Annotated in this window: 14 protein-coding genes and 2 riboswitches; of the genes, 7 read left to right on the top strand and 7 right to left on the bottom strand. The window is 72.7% G+C overall.

Going from position 1 to position 13,689, the window contains the following annotated elements:
• Positions 1-60 precede the first annotated feature (60 nt).
• Positions 61-191: riboswitch (FMN riboswitch) on the bottom strand.
• Positions 192-281: 90 nt separating this feature from the next.
• Complete coding sequence (locus tag L6241_RS13725) at positions 282-1,079, top strand: HAD family hydrolase (protein ID WP_368246725.1); 798 nt, start codon at positions 282-284, stop codon at positions 1,077-1,079.
• Positions 1,076-1,942 (top strand): DUF1206 domain-containing protein, encoded by an 867-nt coding sequence (locus L6241_RS13720; RefSeq protein ID WP_368246724.1) that lies wholly within the window; start codon positions 1,076-1,078, stop codon positions 1,940-1,942. Before L6241_RS13725 ends, L6241_RS13720 begins: the two co-directional genes overlap by 4 nt.
• On the opposite strand, the gene L6241_RS13715 is transcribed toward L6241_RS13720, so the two are convergent.
• Entirely contained in the window at positions 1,924-2,652 is a 729-nt protein-coding gene (locus L6241_RS13715; RefSeq protein ID WP_368246723.1) for a phosphatase PAP2 family protein, read from the bottom strand. The two genes, L6241_RS13720 and L6241_RS13715, sit on opposite strands and share 19 nt — an antisense overlap.
• Before the next feature lie 30 nt (positions 2,653-2,682).
• Here L6241_RS13715 and L6241_RS13710 point away from each other — a divergent pair, with 30 nt between their 5' ends.
• Positions 2,683-3,483, top strand: coding sequence for an RNA methyltransferase (locus L6241_RS13710; RefSeq protein WP_368246722.1), 801 nt, complete (start codon positions 2,683-2,685; stop codon positions 3,481-3,483).
• A gap of 70 nt (positions 3,484-3,553) precedes the next feature.
• Complete coding sequence (locus L6241_RS13705; RefSeq protein ID WP_068271975.1) at positions 3,554-4,189, top strand: VOC family protein; 636 nt, start codon at positions 3,554-3,556, stop codon at positions 4,187-4,189.
• Positions 4,190-4,285: 96 nt separating this feature from the next.
• On the opposite strand, the gene L6241_RS13700 is transcribed toward L6241_RS13705, so the two are convergent.
• The 4 genes from L6241_RS13700 to ilvA form a co-directional block, all read right to left on the bottom strand.
• Positions 4,286-6,502 (bottom strand): heavy metal translocating P-type ATPase, encoded by a 2,217-nt coding sequence (locus L6241_RS13700; protein ID WP_368246721.1) that lies wholly within the window; start codon positions 6,500-6,502, stop codon positions 4,286-4,288.
• Positions 6,499-6,720, bottom strand: a complete 222-nt coding sequence (locus L6241_RS13695; protein WP_368246720.1) for a heavy-metal-associated domain-containing protein — start codon at positions 6,718-6,720, stop codon at positions 6,499-6,501. The genes L6241_RS13700 and L6241_RS13695 overlap by 4 nt, the downstream gene beginning before the upstream one ends.
• 44 nt (positions 6,721-6,764) lie before the next feature.
• The gene (locus tag L6241_RS13690; protein WP_068271984.1) at positions 6,765-7,046 is read right to left on the bottom strand and encodes a metal-sensitive transcriptional regulator; all 282 of its coding nucleotides are present in this window, start codon (positions 7,044-7,046) and stop codon (positions 6,765-6,767) included.
• Between the two features lie 64 nt (positions 7,047-7,110).
• Complete coding sequence (ilvA, locus tag L6241_RS13685; protein WP_368246719.1) at positions 7,111-8,373, bottom strand: threonine ammonia-lyase IlvA; 1,263 nt, start codon at positions 8,371-8,373, stop codon at positions 7,111-7,113.
• Between the two features lie 46 nt (positions 8,374-8,419).
• Positions 8,420-8,609: riboswitch (cobalamin riboswitch) on the top strand.
• A gap of 42 nt (positions 8,610-8,651) precedes the next feature.
• Between ilvA and L6241_RS13680 the strand changes: the two genes are divergently transcribed.
• From L6241_RS13680 to L6241_RS13670, 3 genes are read left to right on the top strand one after another with little or no spacing between them, the layout of a single operon-like run.
• Positions 8,652-9,710: an iron ABC transporter permease gene (locus tag L6241_RS13680; RefSeq protein ID WP_236571911.1), complete on the top strand. Its 1,059-nt coding sequence runs from the start codon at positions 8,652-8,654 to the stop codon at positions 9,708-9,710.
• Complete coding sequence (locus L6241_RS13675; RefSeq protein ID WP_251720380.1) at positions 9,707-10,510, top strand: ABC transporter ATP-binding protein; 804 nt, start codon at positions 9,707-9,709, stop codon at positions 10,508-10,510. Before L6241_RS13680 ends, L6241_RS13675 begins: the two co-directional genes overlap by 4 nt.
• Positions 10,507-11,568 (top strand): ABC transporter substrate-binding protein, encoded by a 1,062-nt coding sequence (locus L6241_RS13670; protein WP_368246718.1) that lies wholly within the window; start codon positions 10,507-10,509, stop codon positions 11,566-11,568. The genes L6241_RS13675 and L6241_RS13670 overlap by 4 nt, the downstream gene beginning before the upstream one ends.
• Before the next feature lie 59 nt (positions 11,569-11,627).
• Here L6241_RS13670 and L6241_RS13665 read toward each other — a convergent pair whose 3' ends face one another.
• Together L6241_RS13665 and adh are read right to left on the bottom strand one after the other, a co-directional pair.
• Complete coding sequence (locus tag L6241_RS13665) at positions 11,628-12,005, bottom strand: DUF779 domain-containing protein (protein ID WP_251720376.1); 378 nt, start codon at positions 12,003-12,005, stop codon at positions 11,628-11,630.
• A gap of 3 nt (positions 12,006-12,008) precedes the next feature.
• Positions 12,009-13,532, bottom strand: a complete 1,524-nt coding sequence (gene adh, locus L6241_RS13660) for an aldehyde dehydrogenase (protein WP_252975907.1) — start codon at positions 13,530-13,532, stop codon at positions 12,009-12,011.
• Between the last annotated feature and the right edge of the window lie 157 nt (positions 13,533-13,689).

Genomic DNA, 13,689 nt, shown 5'->3' with positions numbered 1-13,689 from the left:
CAGGCTCCGGGGGGTCGCGCGAGGGTGCGCAGGCCACGGGTGCGCACAGCGCACCCGCCACCACGTGCTGCCTCCCATCCGGACTTTCACCGTCGGTCGAGGAATCTCACCTCGTCAACCGCTCGCTGGCTGCGAGCGGGTCGCGGACTGTCACCGCCGGCTCGGAATTGCACCGACCCCGGAGCACGTACCCCTCCACGGTAGCCCCCGCCGGGCGGGCCGGTCGAGACGTGTCAACTCCCGAGGGCGGTGAGCGGCGTCACGGCGGATAGGTTGCGGGCGTGGACGCGCACATGATCTGCCTCGACCTCGACGGCACGACGATCACGCACGAGGGGGTCCTGCGCCCCGCCGTCCGCGAGGCGGTGCGGGCGGTCCTCGCTGCCGGTCACCACGTCGTCGTCGCCACCGGTCGCGGCATCGTCGCGACGACCCCGATCCTCGACGCGCTCGGCCTGACGAAGGGGTGGACGGTCTGCTCCAACGGCGCGGTGACGGTCCGTCTGGACCCCCGCGCCCCGCAGGGCTGGACGCTCGACGAGGACGACGTCGTCACCTTCGACCCCGCCCCGGTCCTCACCCGCCTGCGTCCCGTGCTGCCCGACGCGCTCGTCGCGGTCGAGGACCTCGGCGTCGGCTTCCGGCTCAGCGCGCCCTACCCGCCCGACGAGCTCGTCGGCGAGCAGACGGTCGTGCCGTGGGAGGAGCTCCTCGCGCACCCGACGACCCGTGTGACCCTGCGGATGCCGGAGGCGACGAGCGAGGAGTTCGCCGAGGCGGTCGACCGCGCCGGTCTGCACGGCGTCGCCTACTCGGTCGGCTTCTCGGCCTGGCTCGACATCAACCCCGAGGGCGTCTCGAAGGGGTCCGCGCTCGAGATCGTGCGCCGTCGCCTCCACGTCGAGCCGGGTCTGACCGTCGCCGTCGGCGACCAGCGCAACGACGTCGAGATGCTGCGCTGGGCCGCCCGGGGCGTGGCGATGGGCAACGCACCCGCCGAGGTGCAGGATGTGGCCGACGAGGTCACCGGAGTCGTCGACGACGACGGGCTCGTCCCCGTCCTGAGGAGCCTGCTGTGAGCACGTCCGAGCACCGTCCCCGCCGCGCCTCCAGCCGGGCGGCTGACGCCGCCGACGAGGCCGTCGACGACGCGGTCGACGCCGTCGACGACGCGAGCTCGCACCCCGTCGTCATCGCCCTCGCCCGGGTCGGTCACGCCGTCAACGGCGTGCTCCACCTCGTCATCGCAGGCATCGCCCTCCAGCTCGCCTGGGGCGCGGCCGGCGGGGAGCAGGCCGACCAGTCCGGGGCTCTCGCGGCGCTCGCCGGCCAGCCCCTCGGGGCCCTGCTCCTGTGGGTCTTCGTCGTCGGCGGCACGGCGCTCGGCCTGTGGTACCTCGCCGAGGTCGTCGCGCCCTCGCCGGGCGACGGCGGCGCGTCCGAGCGGGCCAAGTCCGGCGCGAAGGGGGTCGTCTACCTCGCCATCGCGTGGTCGGCCTTCCGCTTCGCCACCGGGTCGGGACAGTCCGGCTCGAGCGAGGACCAGACGCAGAGCCTCACCCAGACCCTTATGCGCCAGCCCGCCGGTCAGTGGCTCGTCGCCGCGGTCGGCCTCGTCGTCGTCGCGGTCGGTGCGTACTACGTCCAGAAGGGCGTGCGCCAGCGCTTCATGAAGGACCTCACCCGTCACCCGGGGGTGTGGGCGGTGACCGCCGGCACCATCGGCTACCCGGCGAAGGGGGCCGTCCTCGCCCTCGTCGGCATCTTCTTCGTCGTCGCCGCCTGGCAGCACGACGCCGACGAGGCGCAGGGCCTCGACGGGGCGCTCAAGGCGGTCAAGGGCGCCGAGTACGGCCCCTACCTGCTCACCGCGATGGCGCTGGGCATCATCGCCTTCGGCATCTACTGCATCGCCCGCGCGCGCTACGCCCGGTTGGACTGAGGCGGGGCGGTCGGCCCCGGCCGGGGCCGCAGACCGATCGTCAGCGCGGCGGCGGTCATCGCGCTCCCGACGAGCACCCCGGCGACGACGTCGGTCGGGTAGTGGACCCCGAGGTAGACGCGGTCGAGGCACGTGAGCACGACGAGGGTGGCCGCGGCCACGACGAGCGTCGTGCGCGTCCACATGCGGCGCGCGAGGGGCCACAGCAGGACGACGAGCAGGATCATCGCGATCGTGCTGCCCGTCGCGTGGCCGGAGGGATAGCTGTAGCCGTCGGCGACGGTGATCGCCTCGGGCGGCACCGGGCGCGGGCGCCCGACGATGTACTTGCACGTGATCGACAGCCCCCAGCCGACGAGCCCCACGGGCACGACCCACAGGGCGCGACGCCGGACGAGACCGCGCCAGTGCAGCACCCCCGCGAGCAGCGCGAGGACGAGGAAGAGCACCCACGGCTCGGTGAGATGGGCCCACAGCAGCAGGGCGTCGACGAGCCCGGGCCGCTCCAGCGCGTACCCGGTCGTCGCGTCGATGACCGAGGCGTCGCCGCGACGGATCGAGCTCGACGCGAGGACGACCTGACGTCCGACGAAGGCGGTGACGAGCATCGCCGCCGCCATGACGAGCAGCGCGAGGAGCAGCCGCCCGGCCTCGGGCCTCCTGGGCTCGAGGTGCTGCGACGTCGACGTGTCCTCCAGCTGGCCGGGCATCGGCCCAGTGTGCGGCATCCTGGGTGGGCCATGGCTGATCTGCACATCACCTCCCCGTCCAACCCGCGCCTCAAGGAGCTCGTCGCGCTGCGCCGTCGCCGCGCGCGCGACGAGAGCGGCACGACCCTGCTCGAGGGCACCGAGGAGCTCCTCCTCGCGCTCGAGGCGGGGGTGACCCCCTTCGCCGTCTACCACTGCCCCGAGCTCATGCACGAGGCCGGACCGGGTGCCGTCGAGGCGGCCCGTGCCGCCGGCGCGGAGGTCGTCGAGCTCTCGCGGACCGCCTTCGACAAGGTCTCCTACCGCGAGGGGCCGGACGGCGTCCTCGCGAAGGTGCCCGCCCCCGGGCTGTCCTGGGACGACGTCGAGCTGGGGGAGTCCCCCTTCGTCCTGCTCGTCGAAGGGGTGGAGAAGCCGGGCAACCTCGGCGCGATGCTGCGCACGGCCGACGCCGCGGGTGTCGACCTCGTCGTCGCCGCCGACTGCGTCACGGACTGGGGCAACCCCAACGTCATCCGGGGGAGCAAGGGCACGGTCTTCTCGGTGCCGGTCGTCTCGACGACCCGCGCCCAGGCCTGGGCCCGTCTGACCGGGCACGGCGTGGCCGTCGTCGCGACGACGCCGGACACCGACGTCGTGCACACCGACGTCGACTACACCGGGGGCGTCGCGGTCGCCGTCGGCTCGGAGAAGTACGGGCTCACCGACGAGGCGCTCGCCGCCTCGACCCACCGCGTGCGCATCCCCATGGTCGGCCGGGCGAACTCGCTCAACGTCTCGACCTCCGCCGCGGTCGTCGTCTACGAGGCGGTGCGGCAGCGTACGCGGTGACCGGTCGGTACGCGACCGCTCGTCGGGGGTCGATTACGTCGTGAGACGCACCCCGTGCCACGATGCCCCTATGCGCGTCGACCACGTCTCTTTCGCCGCAGAGCCTGCAGGGCTGCAGGCCACCGCCAAGCGCCTCGCGGAGGCCATCGGGGTGGAACCGCTCGACGGCGGCATCCATCCTCGCTTCGGCACGCGCAACATGATCCTGCCGCTGGCTCACGAGCGCTACATCGAGGTCGTCGAGGTCCTCGACCACCCGAGCGCCGACAAGGCCCCCTTCGGCCAGGCCGTGCGCGCCCGCTCCGAGCAGGGCGGCGGCTGGATGGGCTGGGTCGTCGCGGTCGACGACCTCGGCGTCGTCGAGCAGCGCCTCGAGCGCGAGTCGGTCCCCGGGTCGCGCCGCATGCCCGACGGGCGCGAGTTCAGCTGGCGCCAGATCGGCGTCAAGGGCCTGATGTCGGACCCGCAGCTGCCCTTCTTCATCAAGTGGGACGAGGGCTCGGACCACCCGAGCGCCGACAACCACAGCGACGTCGTCATCGAGTCGCTCATGGTCGCGGGCGACCCCGAGCGGGTCCACGACTGGCTGGGCCTGCCCGCCACCGAGACCTCGTCGGTCATCACCTTCGAGTTCGTCGCCCCCCACGGCCAGCCGGGTCTGCTCTCGGTCACCCTGAGCACCCCCAAGGGCACCGTCACCATCTGAGGCATCACCCGCGACGACCTGGTGCCAGGTCGCACGACGAAGGGGGAGGGACCGGGTCACCCGGTCCCTCCCCCTTCGTCATGCCCGGGGCGAGCCCTACGCCCGGCGCAGCCGCAGGCTGCTGAGGACGACGCACACCGAGCTGAAGGCCATCGCCGCGCCCGCGATCATCGGGTTGAGCAGGCCGGCCATGGCGAGCGGGATCGCGAGCGTGTTGTAGCCGAAGGCCCACACGAGGTTCTGCTTGATGACCTGCAGCGTGCGTGCCGACAGCGCCATCGCCTCGGGCACGGAGGCGAGGTCGTCACGCACGAGGACGATGTCGGCGGACTCCATGGCGACGTCCGTGCCCGCGCCCATCGCCATGCCGAGGTCGGCCTGCACGAGGGCGGCGGCGTCGTTGACGCCGTCGCCGACCATCGCGACGACCCGGCCGGACTCCTGCAGCTCGGCGATGCGGGCGTGCTTCTCGTGCGGCTTGACGCCGGCGACGACGTGCTCGGGCTCGATGCCGACCTTCGCCGCGACCGCTCGCGCGTTGATCTCGGTGTCGCCGCTGAGCAGCCAGGCCTCGAGCCCGGCGGCCCGCAGGTCGCGCACCGCCTGGGCGGAGGTCTCGCGCACGTCGTCGGCGACGGTGAGCGCGCCGCGGGCGCGGCCGTCCCACCCGACGAAGACGGTGGTCCCCGGCCGGTCGAGGGTCGCGAGCTCGGCGGGCACCTCGTCGAAGAGCTCGGGCAGGCCGACGGTCACCTCGGTGTCCCCGACGACGGCGCGGGCACCGGAGCCGGGCAGCGCGACGAAGTCGCGGGCGTCGGGGATCTTCAGCCCCTTCTCCTCGGCGCGCGCGACGACCGCCCGGGCGACCGGGTGCTCGCTGCCGCGCTCGACGGCGGCGGCAGCGACGAGAGCGGCGAAGGGGTGCAGCCCGGGCTCGGCGGCCAGACCGGTGAGCCGGGTCCGGCCGGTCGTGATCGTGCCCGTCTTGTCCATGACGACGGTGTCGATGCTGCGGGTGTCCTCGAGGACCTGGGGGCCCTTGATGAGGATGCCCTTCTGCGCACCGCGCGAGGTGCCGACGAGCAGGGCGGTCGGCGTGGCGAGGCCGAGCGCGCAGGGGCAGGCGATGATGAGCACGGTGATGGCGACGCCGATCGCCGTCGTCGCGCTGCCGGACCCGATCCACCAGCCGACGAAGGTGAGCAGCGCGAGGGCGAGCACGACGGGCACGAAGACCGCGGAGACGCGGTCGGCGAGACGCTGGACGTCGGCCTTGCCGGTCTGGGCCTGCTCGACGAGCCGGGTGATCGCGGCGAGCGTCGTGTGCGCACCGACCGCCGTCGCCTCGACGACGAGCCGGCCCGAGGTGTTGATCGTCCCCGCGTCGACCGTGCTGCCCGCCTCGACGTCGACGGGCACGGACTCGCCGGTGACGACCGAGGTGTCGATGGCCGAGACGCCGTCGACGACGACGCCGTCGGTCGCGACCTTCTCACCGGGTCGCACGACGAAGTGGTCGCCGACGCGCAGGTCGTCGACGGGGATGACGACCTCGGTCGTCGCGCGGGTGGTCGCCGAGATGCGCTGGACGGCGACCTCCTTGGCCCCGAGGTCCATGAGAGCGGTGAGCGCGGAGCGGCCCTGCGCCTTGGCCCGCGACTCGAGCCACCGGCCGAGGAGGAGGAAGGCGGTGACCACCGCTGCCGTCTCGAAGTAGTAGTGCCCCTCCTCGCGGGGGTGGTGGCCGGGGCCGACGACGAGCGCGACGCTCGACCACACGAAGGCGGCGGTGACGCCGAGGCTGACGAGCGTGTCCATCGTCGAGGTGCGGTGCCGGGCGGCCGCGACCGCCGCACGGTGGAAGGGCCAGGCGCACCACACGACGACGGGGGCGGTGAGGACGAGCTGCAGCCACGGGTTGGCGGCGAAGGTCCACGGGCCCATGGCGAGCAGGACGACGACGAGCGCGAGCGGCCCGGCGACGAGCAGGCGTCGGCGCAGGTCGTCCTCGCGCACGTGGGTGTGCTCCGGCGGCGCGAGCCGAGTGCCGGGGTCGAGGACGGTCGCGCCGTAGCCGCTCGCCTCGACGGCCCCGACGATCTCGTCGTGGGTGACGTGCCCCGGGTAGGTGACGTGCGCACGCTCGGTCGCGAGGTTGACGCTCGCGCTCACGCCGTCGAGACGGCCCAGGCGCTTCTCGACGCGGGCGACGCACGACGCGCACGTCATGCCGGTGATGGCCAGGTCGACCTCGTGGACGTCGGCGGCGTCCGCGGTCGAGGGGTCGGCGTCGGTGGGGTGGGTGGTGCTCATCGCGGGGCGACCGTGTACCCGGCCTCGTCGACCGCGGCGGCGATGTCCTGCGGGCTCACGTGCCCCTCGCTCGTGAGCGTGACCGGCGAGCTGCCGCCGGCGACGAGCTCGACGGCCACGGCCGAGACCCCGGAGATCTCGCCGAGCTCCTCGGACACGTGCCGGACGCAGTTCTCGCAGGTCATGCCGTCGACGTAGATGGTGGTCTGCTCGCTCATGGTGGTGCTCCTTCGTCGATGGTGGGTGGTCTGGGGGAGGGGCGTCAGGAGCGCACGAGGCGCGCGATCGCCGCGCTGGCCTCGCGCACCTTCTCCTGGGCGGCCTCGTCGCTCTCGCGGGCGGCGTCGACGACGCAGTGCCCGACGTGGTCCTCGAGCAGGCCGAGGCTCACGGCCTGCAGCGCCTTCGTCGCGGCGCTCACCTGGGTGAGGATGTCGATGCAGTACTCGTCGTCGTCGACCATGCGGGCGATGCCGCGCACCTGCCCCTCGATCCGCTTGAGACGCTTGAGGTAGGCGTCCTTGTCGGCGGCGTATCCGGCCACGGCGGTCTCCCTTCGTCCCCTCGAAGATACCCCCAAGGGGTATGAAGGGACAAGCCCTAGGCGGTTACTGGATGAAGCGGAAGAGCGGGCTCGAGGGGCGGATGCGCTCGATGCGCACCGGCGAGGCCTCCATCCGGCGCAGGAGGGGGTCGAGGTCCTCCGGGGCACCGAGCTCGACGCCGACGAGGGCCGGCCCGGTCTCGCGGTTGCTGCGCTTGACGTACTCGAAGAGCGCGATGTCGTCGTCGGGCCCGAGGACCTCGTCGAGGAAGCGGCGCAGCGCCCCGGGCTCCTGCGGGAAGTCGACGAGGAAGTAGTGCTTGCGCCCCTGGTGCACGAGGGCCTTCTCGACGACCTCGGCGTAGCGGGAGACGTCGTTGTTGCCCCCGGAGACGACGGCGACGACCGTGCTGCCCGGCGTGACCCCGAGCTCGTCGAGGTCGATCGCGGCGAGGGCGGCGGTCGCCAGCGACCCCGCGGGCTCGGTGACGATGCCCTCGGTCTGGTAGAGCGCGAGCATCTCGACGGCGACCGCGCCCTCGGCGATGGAGTGCACCGGCGCGTCCGTGGCTGAGACGGCTGAGTAGGTGAGCCCGCCGACCTCGCGCACCGCGGCGCCGTCGACGAAGGGGTCGACGTCACCGATCGCGACCGGGCGGCCCGCCTCGAGGGCGGCCGACATCGACGCCGCCCCGGAGGGCTCGATGCCGACGACCTTCGTCGTGGGGTGGTGCTCGGCGAACCACGTCGCCATCCCGCCGAGCAGACCGCCCCCGCCGACGGGGACGAGCACGACGTCGGGTGCCCCGCCGAGCTGCTCGACGACCTCGAGGGCGACCGTGCCCTGGCCGGCCATCGTGTCGACGTGGTCGAAGGCGGGCACCACCGTCGCCCCGCTCTCGCGGGCATGACGAAGGGCGGAGGCCGCCGCGTCGTCGTAGACGTCGCCGCCGACGACGACCTCGACGTGCTCGCCGCCGAGGGCGGCGACGCGGTCGCGCTTCTGGCGGGGGGTGGTGCGGGGCAGGTAGATCCGGGCCTGCACCCCGAGGCGCGCGCAGGCGTACGCGACGCCCTGGGCGTGGTTGCCGGCGGAGGCTGCGACGACCCCCTTCGCCCGCTGCTCGGGGGAGAGGCGCGCGATGAGGGTGTAGGCGCCGCGGAGCTTGTAGCTGCGCACCGGCTGGAGGTCCTCGCGCTTGAGGAGCACGTGCGCGCCGGTGGCGGTGCTGTGCCGGGCGGAGGGCTGGAGCGGGGTGGGGTCGAGGAGGTCGTGCAGCAGGACCGCGGCCGCCTCGACGTCCTCCGCGCGGATCGGAGAGCTCACGCTCGCAGGCTAGACCTCGTCGCCGACGTCGTGCTGCGAGGTCCGCGCTGCGTCGCGTAGTGTCGGCACCGAGTCAGACGCACACCAGTGCAGAGGGAATCCGGTGAGAGTCCGGAGCTGTCGCGCAGCGGTATGGGTGACTGACGGGGTGAGATCCACTGGGCCAGAAGGCCTGGGAAGGGACCCCGTCGGGACGACCCCGAGTCCGAAGACCTGCTGACTCGCTGGACCCCGACAGGGCCTCGCGATCCGGGCCCCCGACGCACCTGGAGACCCCCGTGTCCCACGACCGCCCCGGCGGCCGGCGGCTGCCCGTCGTGCCGCTGCTGCTCGTCCTGCTCGTCCTCACCGTCGTCAGCGGCGTCGTCTCGCTCGGTCTGGGGTCCGAGCCGCTGCCGCTGCACGGGGTCGTCGACGTCCTGCGCGCCCGGGTCGTCGGCGCTGCGGGCCCGGACCCCGCCCTCGACACCATCGTGTGGGAGCTGCGCGCACCGCGTGCCGTCATGGCGATGGTCGTCGGCGCCGGCCTGGCCGTCGCCGGCGCGTGCATGCAGACCCTCGTGCGCAACCCGCTCGCCGACCCCTACCTCCTCGGGGTCTCGGCCGGGGCCGGCGTCGGCGCCACCCTCGTCATCCTCCTCGGCGCGCTCGCCGGGCTCGGGGTGTGGGCGCTCTCCCTCGGCGCCCTCGGCGGGGCTCTCGTCGCGACCGCCCTCGTCCTCGGCATCTCTCTCGCCCAGGGCGGGATCACCCCCCTTCGCCTCGTGCTCACCGGTGTCGTCATGTCGGCGGCCTTCTCCTCCGTCTCGAGCCTGCTCGTCTTCCTCAGCGCCGACCCGCGGGCGACGCAGTCGGTCCTCTTCTGGCTGCTCGGCAGCCTCTCCGGGTCGGTGTGGCAGCAGGTGCTCCCGCCCGTGCTCGTCGTCGTCGTGTCCGGCGTCGTCCTCCTCGCGCTGCACCGCTGGCTCGACGCGCTGGCTGCCGGACCCGACGTCGCGGGCGGTCTGGGCGTCCCGGTCCGAGAGCTGCGGCTCGCCCTCTTCGTCCTCGTCTCGGTCCTCGTGGGGGTGCTCGTCGCCGTCTCCGGCGGCATCGGCTTCGTCGGGCTCGTCGTCCCGCACATCGCCCGCATCCTCGTCGGCGCGCGGCACCGCTACGTGCTGCCGGTCGCGGCCGCCGGCGGCGCGCTCTTCCTGCTCTGGGTCGACGTCGCGGCGCGGACCGTCGTGCGCCCGCAGGAGATCCCGCTGAGCGTCGTCACCGGGCTCGTCGGGGCGCCGATCTTCCTCGTCCTGCTCGGCAGACGGCACTACTCGTACTCGGGGGGCGCCGGATGACCCACCTGTCCACGACCGGGCTCGCCGTCGAGATCGGTGGGCGCACGATCGTCTCCGGTGTCGACCTCGACGTGCCGCCCGGGTCGATGCTCGCCCTCGTCGGCCGCAACGGCAGCGGCAAGTCCACCCTCATCAGGTCGCTCGTCGGCCTGCGACCCCCGGCCGCCGGCACCGTGCACGTGGACGGGGTCGACCTCGCGCGCCTGTCGTCGCGACGGCGGGCCACCCGGGTGGCCTACGTCGCGCAGGAGGACGGGCCGCCCGAGGACCTCCTCGTCGGCGAGATGGTCGCGATGGGGCGCACCCCGCACCGACCGCCATGGGCCGTCGACGAGCGCTCCGAGCGCGAGCTCGTGCTCGAGGCGCTGCGTCATGTCGGCATGGCCGCGAAGGTCGACCGCCCCTGTCAGCACCTCTCCGGGGGCGAGCGCCGCCGGGTGATGCTCGCCCGTGGCATCGCCCAGGGGTGCGACCTGCTCGTCCTCGACGAACCGACGAACCACCTCGACGTGCACCACCAGGACCAGCTGCTCCAGACGGTGCGTCTCCTCGGGTGCACGGTCGTCGCCGCGGTCCACGACCTCTCGCTCGCGGCCGCCCACTTCGACGCCGTCGCCGTGCTCCACGACGGCGCCGTCCACGCCGTCGGTCGTCCCCGCGACGTCCTCACCCCCGAGCTCGTGCGCGACGTCTTCGACGTCGGCGCCCGTCATCTCACCGACCCGGTCACCGGCCGGGTCCACCTCGTCCTCGGTGCCGGCGCCCCGCCGGTGCCCGCTCCTCGAGAGGCAGTCCTGTGACCCCCCTTCGCCCCGCCCGAGCCGCCCAGGCCCTGTCCGCCGCCGTCCTGCTCGGCTCTCTGCTCGTCGGGTGCGGATCCGCGACGTCGACCACCCGCAGCAGCGCGGACGGCGCCGGCGAGGTGACGGTGTCGACGTGCGGCGAGGACGTGCGATTCCCCTCACCCGCGCAGCGGATGTACGTCGCCGGCGACGGCAACCTGCTCGCGATGGTGCTCGCCGTCGGGGCGCAGGACCAGGTCGCCGGGGCGAGCGGTACGACGGACACGGCGCAGGCCCTCTCGCGGGTCTACGGGTCCGAGGTCGTCGACGGCATCCCCGTCGCCACCCGCGACCAGCCGACGATGGAGAACGTCCTCGCCCAGCGGCCCGACGTCATGCTCGCCGGGTGGAGCTACGGCTACACCGAGGAGCGCCGGCTCACGCCCGAGCTGCTGAGCGGCCGGGGGATCGCGCCGTACGTGCTGTCGGAGAGCTGCCGGCAGGAGGACGGCGCGCGCGGCACGATGCCGCCGTGGGAGGCGCTCTCGGCCGATCTCGAGGCGGTCGGCGCGATCACCGGGCACGTCGACGAGGCGGCCGAGGTCGACGCCGACATCACCCGCCGCCGGGAGGCGCTGGAGGCGGCGCCCCAGGCGGCCGAGCGACCCACGGTCTTCCTCTTCGACTCGGGCACGAAGGAGATCTTCACCTCGGGCGCCTTCGGCGGGCCGCAGGCGATCATCGAGGCGGCGGGGGCGAAGAACGCCACGGCCGACGTCGACGACACGTGGACGACGGTGTCGTGGGAGCGGCTCGTGCGCTCGTCGCCGGACTTCATCGCCTTCGTCGACTACGACGGGCAGACCTTCGAGCAGAAGGTCGAGGTGCTGCGGACCAACCCGGCGACGAAGGACCTCCCCGCGGTGCGCGAGGAGCGCTTCCTCAACCTGCCGATCCCGGCGTGGACGAGCAGCCCGCTCAACATCGACGCGGCGGAGGCGCTGCGCGCCGAGCTCGAGGAGCACGAGCTCGTGCCGGCGAGCGGGATCACGCCCGAGCACGACCTCGAGCCGTGACGCGTCCGACGCCCCGTGACCACGTGGTCCACGGGGCGTCGGCCGCCTGGGGGAGGTTCTTACAGCAGGCCGTGCTCGACGAGCTCTTCTTGCGACATCAGCCGGGAGCGGATGAGGAAGCGCACCCCCTCGGGGGCCTCGACGGAGAAGCCGGACCCCCGTCCCGGCACGACGTCGACGGTGAGATGGGTGTGCTTCCAGTACTCGTACTGGCTCACGCTCATCCAGAACTCGACCGGTGTCGCCGACCCCACCTCGAGCGTGCCGAGGAGGATGTCGGCCTCGCTGGTGATGAAGTCACCCGCGGGGTAGCACATCGGCGATGACCCGTCGCAGCAGCCGCCGGACTGGTGGAACATCAGCGGCCCGTGGGTGCGCTCGAGGCGCTCGACGAGCTCGACCGCGGCGGGCGTGATGTCGACCTTGTCCGAGGGCATGGCTTAGAAGAAGCCGAGCTTGTCGGGGCTGTAGCTGACGAGGAGGTTCTTCGTCTGCTGGTAGTGGTCGAGCATCATCTTGTGGTTCTCGCGCCCGATGCCGGACTGCTTGTAGCCACCGAAGGCGGCGTGCGCCGGGTACTGGTGGTAGCAGTTCGTCCACACGCGGCCGGCCTTGATCGCCCGGCCCATCTCGAAGGTCGTGTGCGCGCTGCGCGACCACACCCCGGCGCCGAGGCCGTAGAGGGTGTCGTTGGCGATCTGCAGCGCCTCGGCCTGGTCGGCGAAGGAGGTGAGCGAGACGACGGGGCCGAAGATCTCCTCCTGGAAGACGCGCATCGAGTTCTTGCCCTCGAAGACGGTCGGCTGGATGTAGTAGCCGCCCGCGAGGTCGCCCTCGAGCTCGAGTTTGTCGCCACCGGTGAGGACCTTCGCGCCCTCCTGCTTGCCGATGTCGAGATAGCTCATGATCTTCTCGAACTGGTCGTTGCTCGCCTGGGCGCCCATCATCGTGTCGGTGTCGAGCGGGTTGCCCTGCTTGACCGCCTTGACCCGCTCGAGGGCGTCGCCGACGAACTGGTCGTAGATCGAGCCCTGGACGAGCGCACGCGACGGGCAGGTGCAGATCTCGCCCTGGTTGAGGGCGAACATCGCGAAGCCCTCGAGCGCCTTGTCGTAGAAGGCGTCCTTGCTGCTCGCGACGTCCTCGAAGAAGACGTTGGGGCTCTTGCCGCCGAGCTCGAGAGTCACCGGGATGATGTTCTGGCTCGCGTACTGCATGATCAGGCGGCCGGTCGTCGTCTCGCCGGTGAAGGCGATCTTGGCGATGCGGGGGCTGGAGGCCAGCGGCTTGCCGGCCTCGACGCCGAAGCCGTTGACGATGTTGAGCACGCCCTCGGGCAGCAGGTCGCCGATGAGCTCGGCGAGCTTGAGGATCGACCAGGGGGTCTGCTCGGCCGGCTTGAGGACGACGCAGTTGCCCGCGGCGAGGGCCGGCGCGAGCTTCCACACCGCCATGAGGATGGGGAAGTTCCACGGGATGATCTGCCCGACGACGCCGAGCGGCTCGTGGAAGTGGTAGGCCATCGTCGTCTCGTCGATCTCCGAGATGCCGCCCTCCTGGGCGCGGATCGCGCCGGCGAAGTAGCGGAAGTGGTCGACGGCGAGGGGGATGTCGGCGGCGAGGGTCTCGCGGACCGCCTTGCCGTTGTCCCACGTCTCGATGACCGCGAGGTCCTCGAGGTTGTCCTCCATGCGCTGGGCGATCTTCAGCAGGATGTTCGAGCGCTCGGTGGTGCTCGTGCGGCCCCAGGCGTCGGCGGCGGAGTGCGCGGCGTCGAGGGCGGCGTCGATGTCCTCCGCGGTGCCGCGGGCGATGGACGTGAAGACCTGGCCGGTGACCGGCGTCGGGTTCTCGAAGTACTGACCACCCTTGGGTGCGACCCACGTGCCGCAGATGTAGTGGTCGTACTTCTCCTTGACCTCGATCGCGCTGTCGGCGCTCCCGGGCTGTGCGTAGACGGTCATGCGTGCCTCCGGCAACTCGTCGGCAGTGCCTCGTCGCGCTGCCGTTGCCGGGACCGTAGGTCGCCCCGGGTTGGTCGAAGGTTGGTCGGCCCGGTCCCCCTTCGCCCGGCGATGACCGGTAAACCCGACGCTGACCGGGCAGCTCGCTGCTGACGCA

It is taken from the genome of Janibacter sp. Y6, assembly GCF_040900765.1.
In the GTDB taxonomy this organism is placed as follows: Bacteria; Actinomycetota; Actinomycetes; order Actinomycetales; family Dermatophilaceae; genus Marihabitans; species Marihabitans melonis.
Note: the sequence above shows the minus strand (reverse complement) of the source record. Positions and strands in the feature narration are given on the sequence as shown.

Bases quoted from the DNA above. Each gene is read 5' to 3' on its own strand.
- adh (WP_252975907.1), bottom strand. From the start codon at position 13,532: ATGACCGTCTACGCACAGCCCGGGAGCGCCGACAGCGCGATCGAGGTC.
- L6241_RS13715 (WP_368246723.1), bottom strand. From the start codon at position 2,652: ATGCCCGGCCAGCTGGAGGACACGTCGACGTCGCAGCACCTCGAGCCC.
- L6241_RS13665 (WP_251720376.1), bottom strand. From the start codon at position 12,005: ATGCCCTCGGACAAGGTCGACATCACGCCCGCCGCGGTCGAGCTCGTC.
- L6241_RS13695 (WP_368246720.1), bottom strand. From the start codon at position 6,720: ATGAGCGAGCAGACCACCATCTACGTCGACGGCATGACCTGCGAGAAC.
- L6241_RS13700 (WP_368246721.1), bottom strand. From the start codon at position 6,502: ATGAGCACCACCCACCCCACCGACGCCGACCCCTCGACCGCGGACGCC.
- L6241_RS13675 (WP_251720380.1), top strand. From the start codon at position 9,707: ATGACCCACCTGTCCACGACCGGGCTCGCCGTCGAGATCGGTGGGCGC.
- L6241_RS13705 (WP_068271975.1), top strand. From the start codon at position 3,554: ATGCGCGTCGACCACGTCTCTTTCGCCGCAGAGCCTGCAGGGCTGCAG.
- L6241_RS13710 (WP_368246722.1), top strand. From the start codon at position 2,683: ATGGCTGATCTGCACATCACCTCCCCGTCCAACCCGCGCCTCAAGGAG.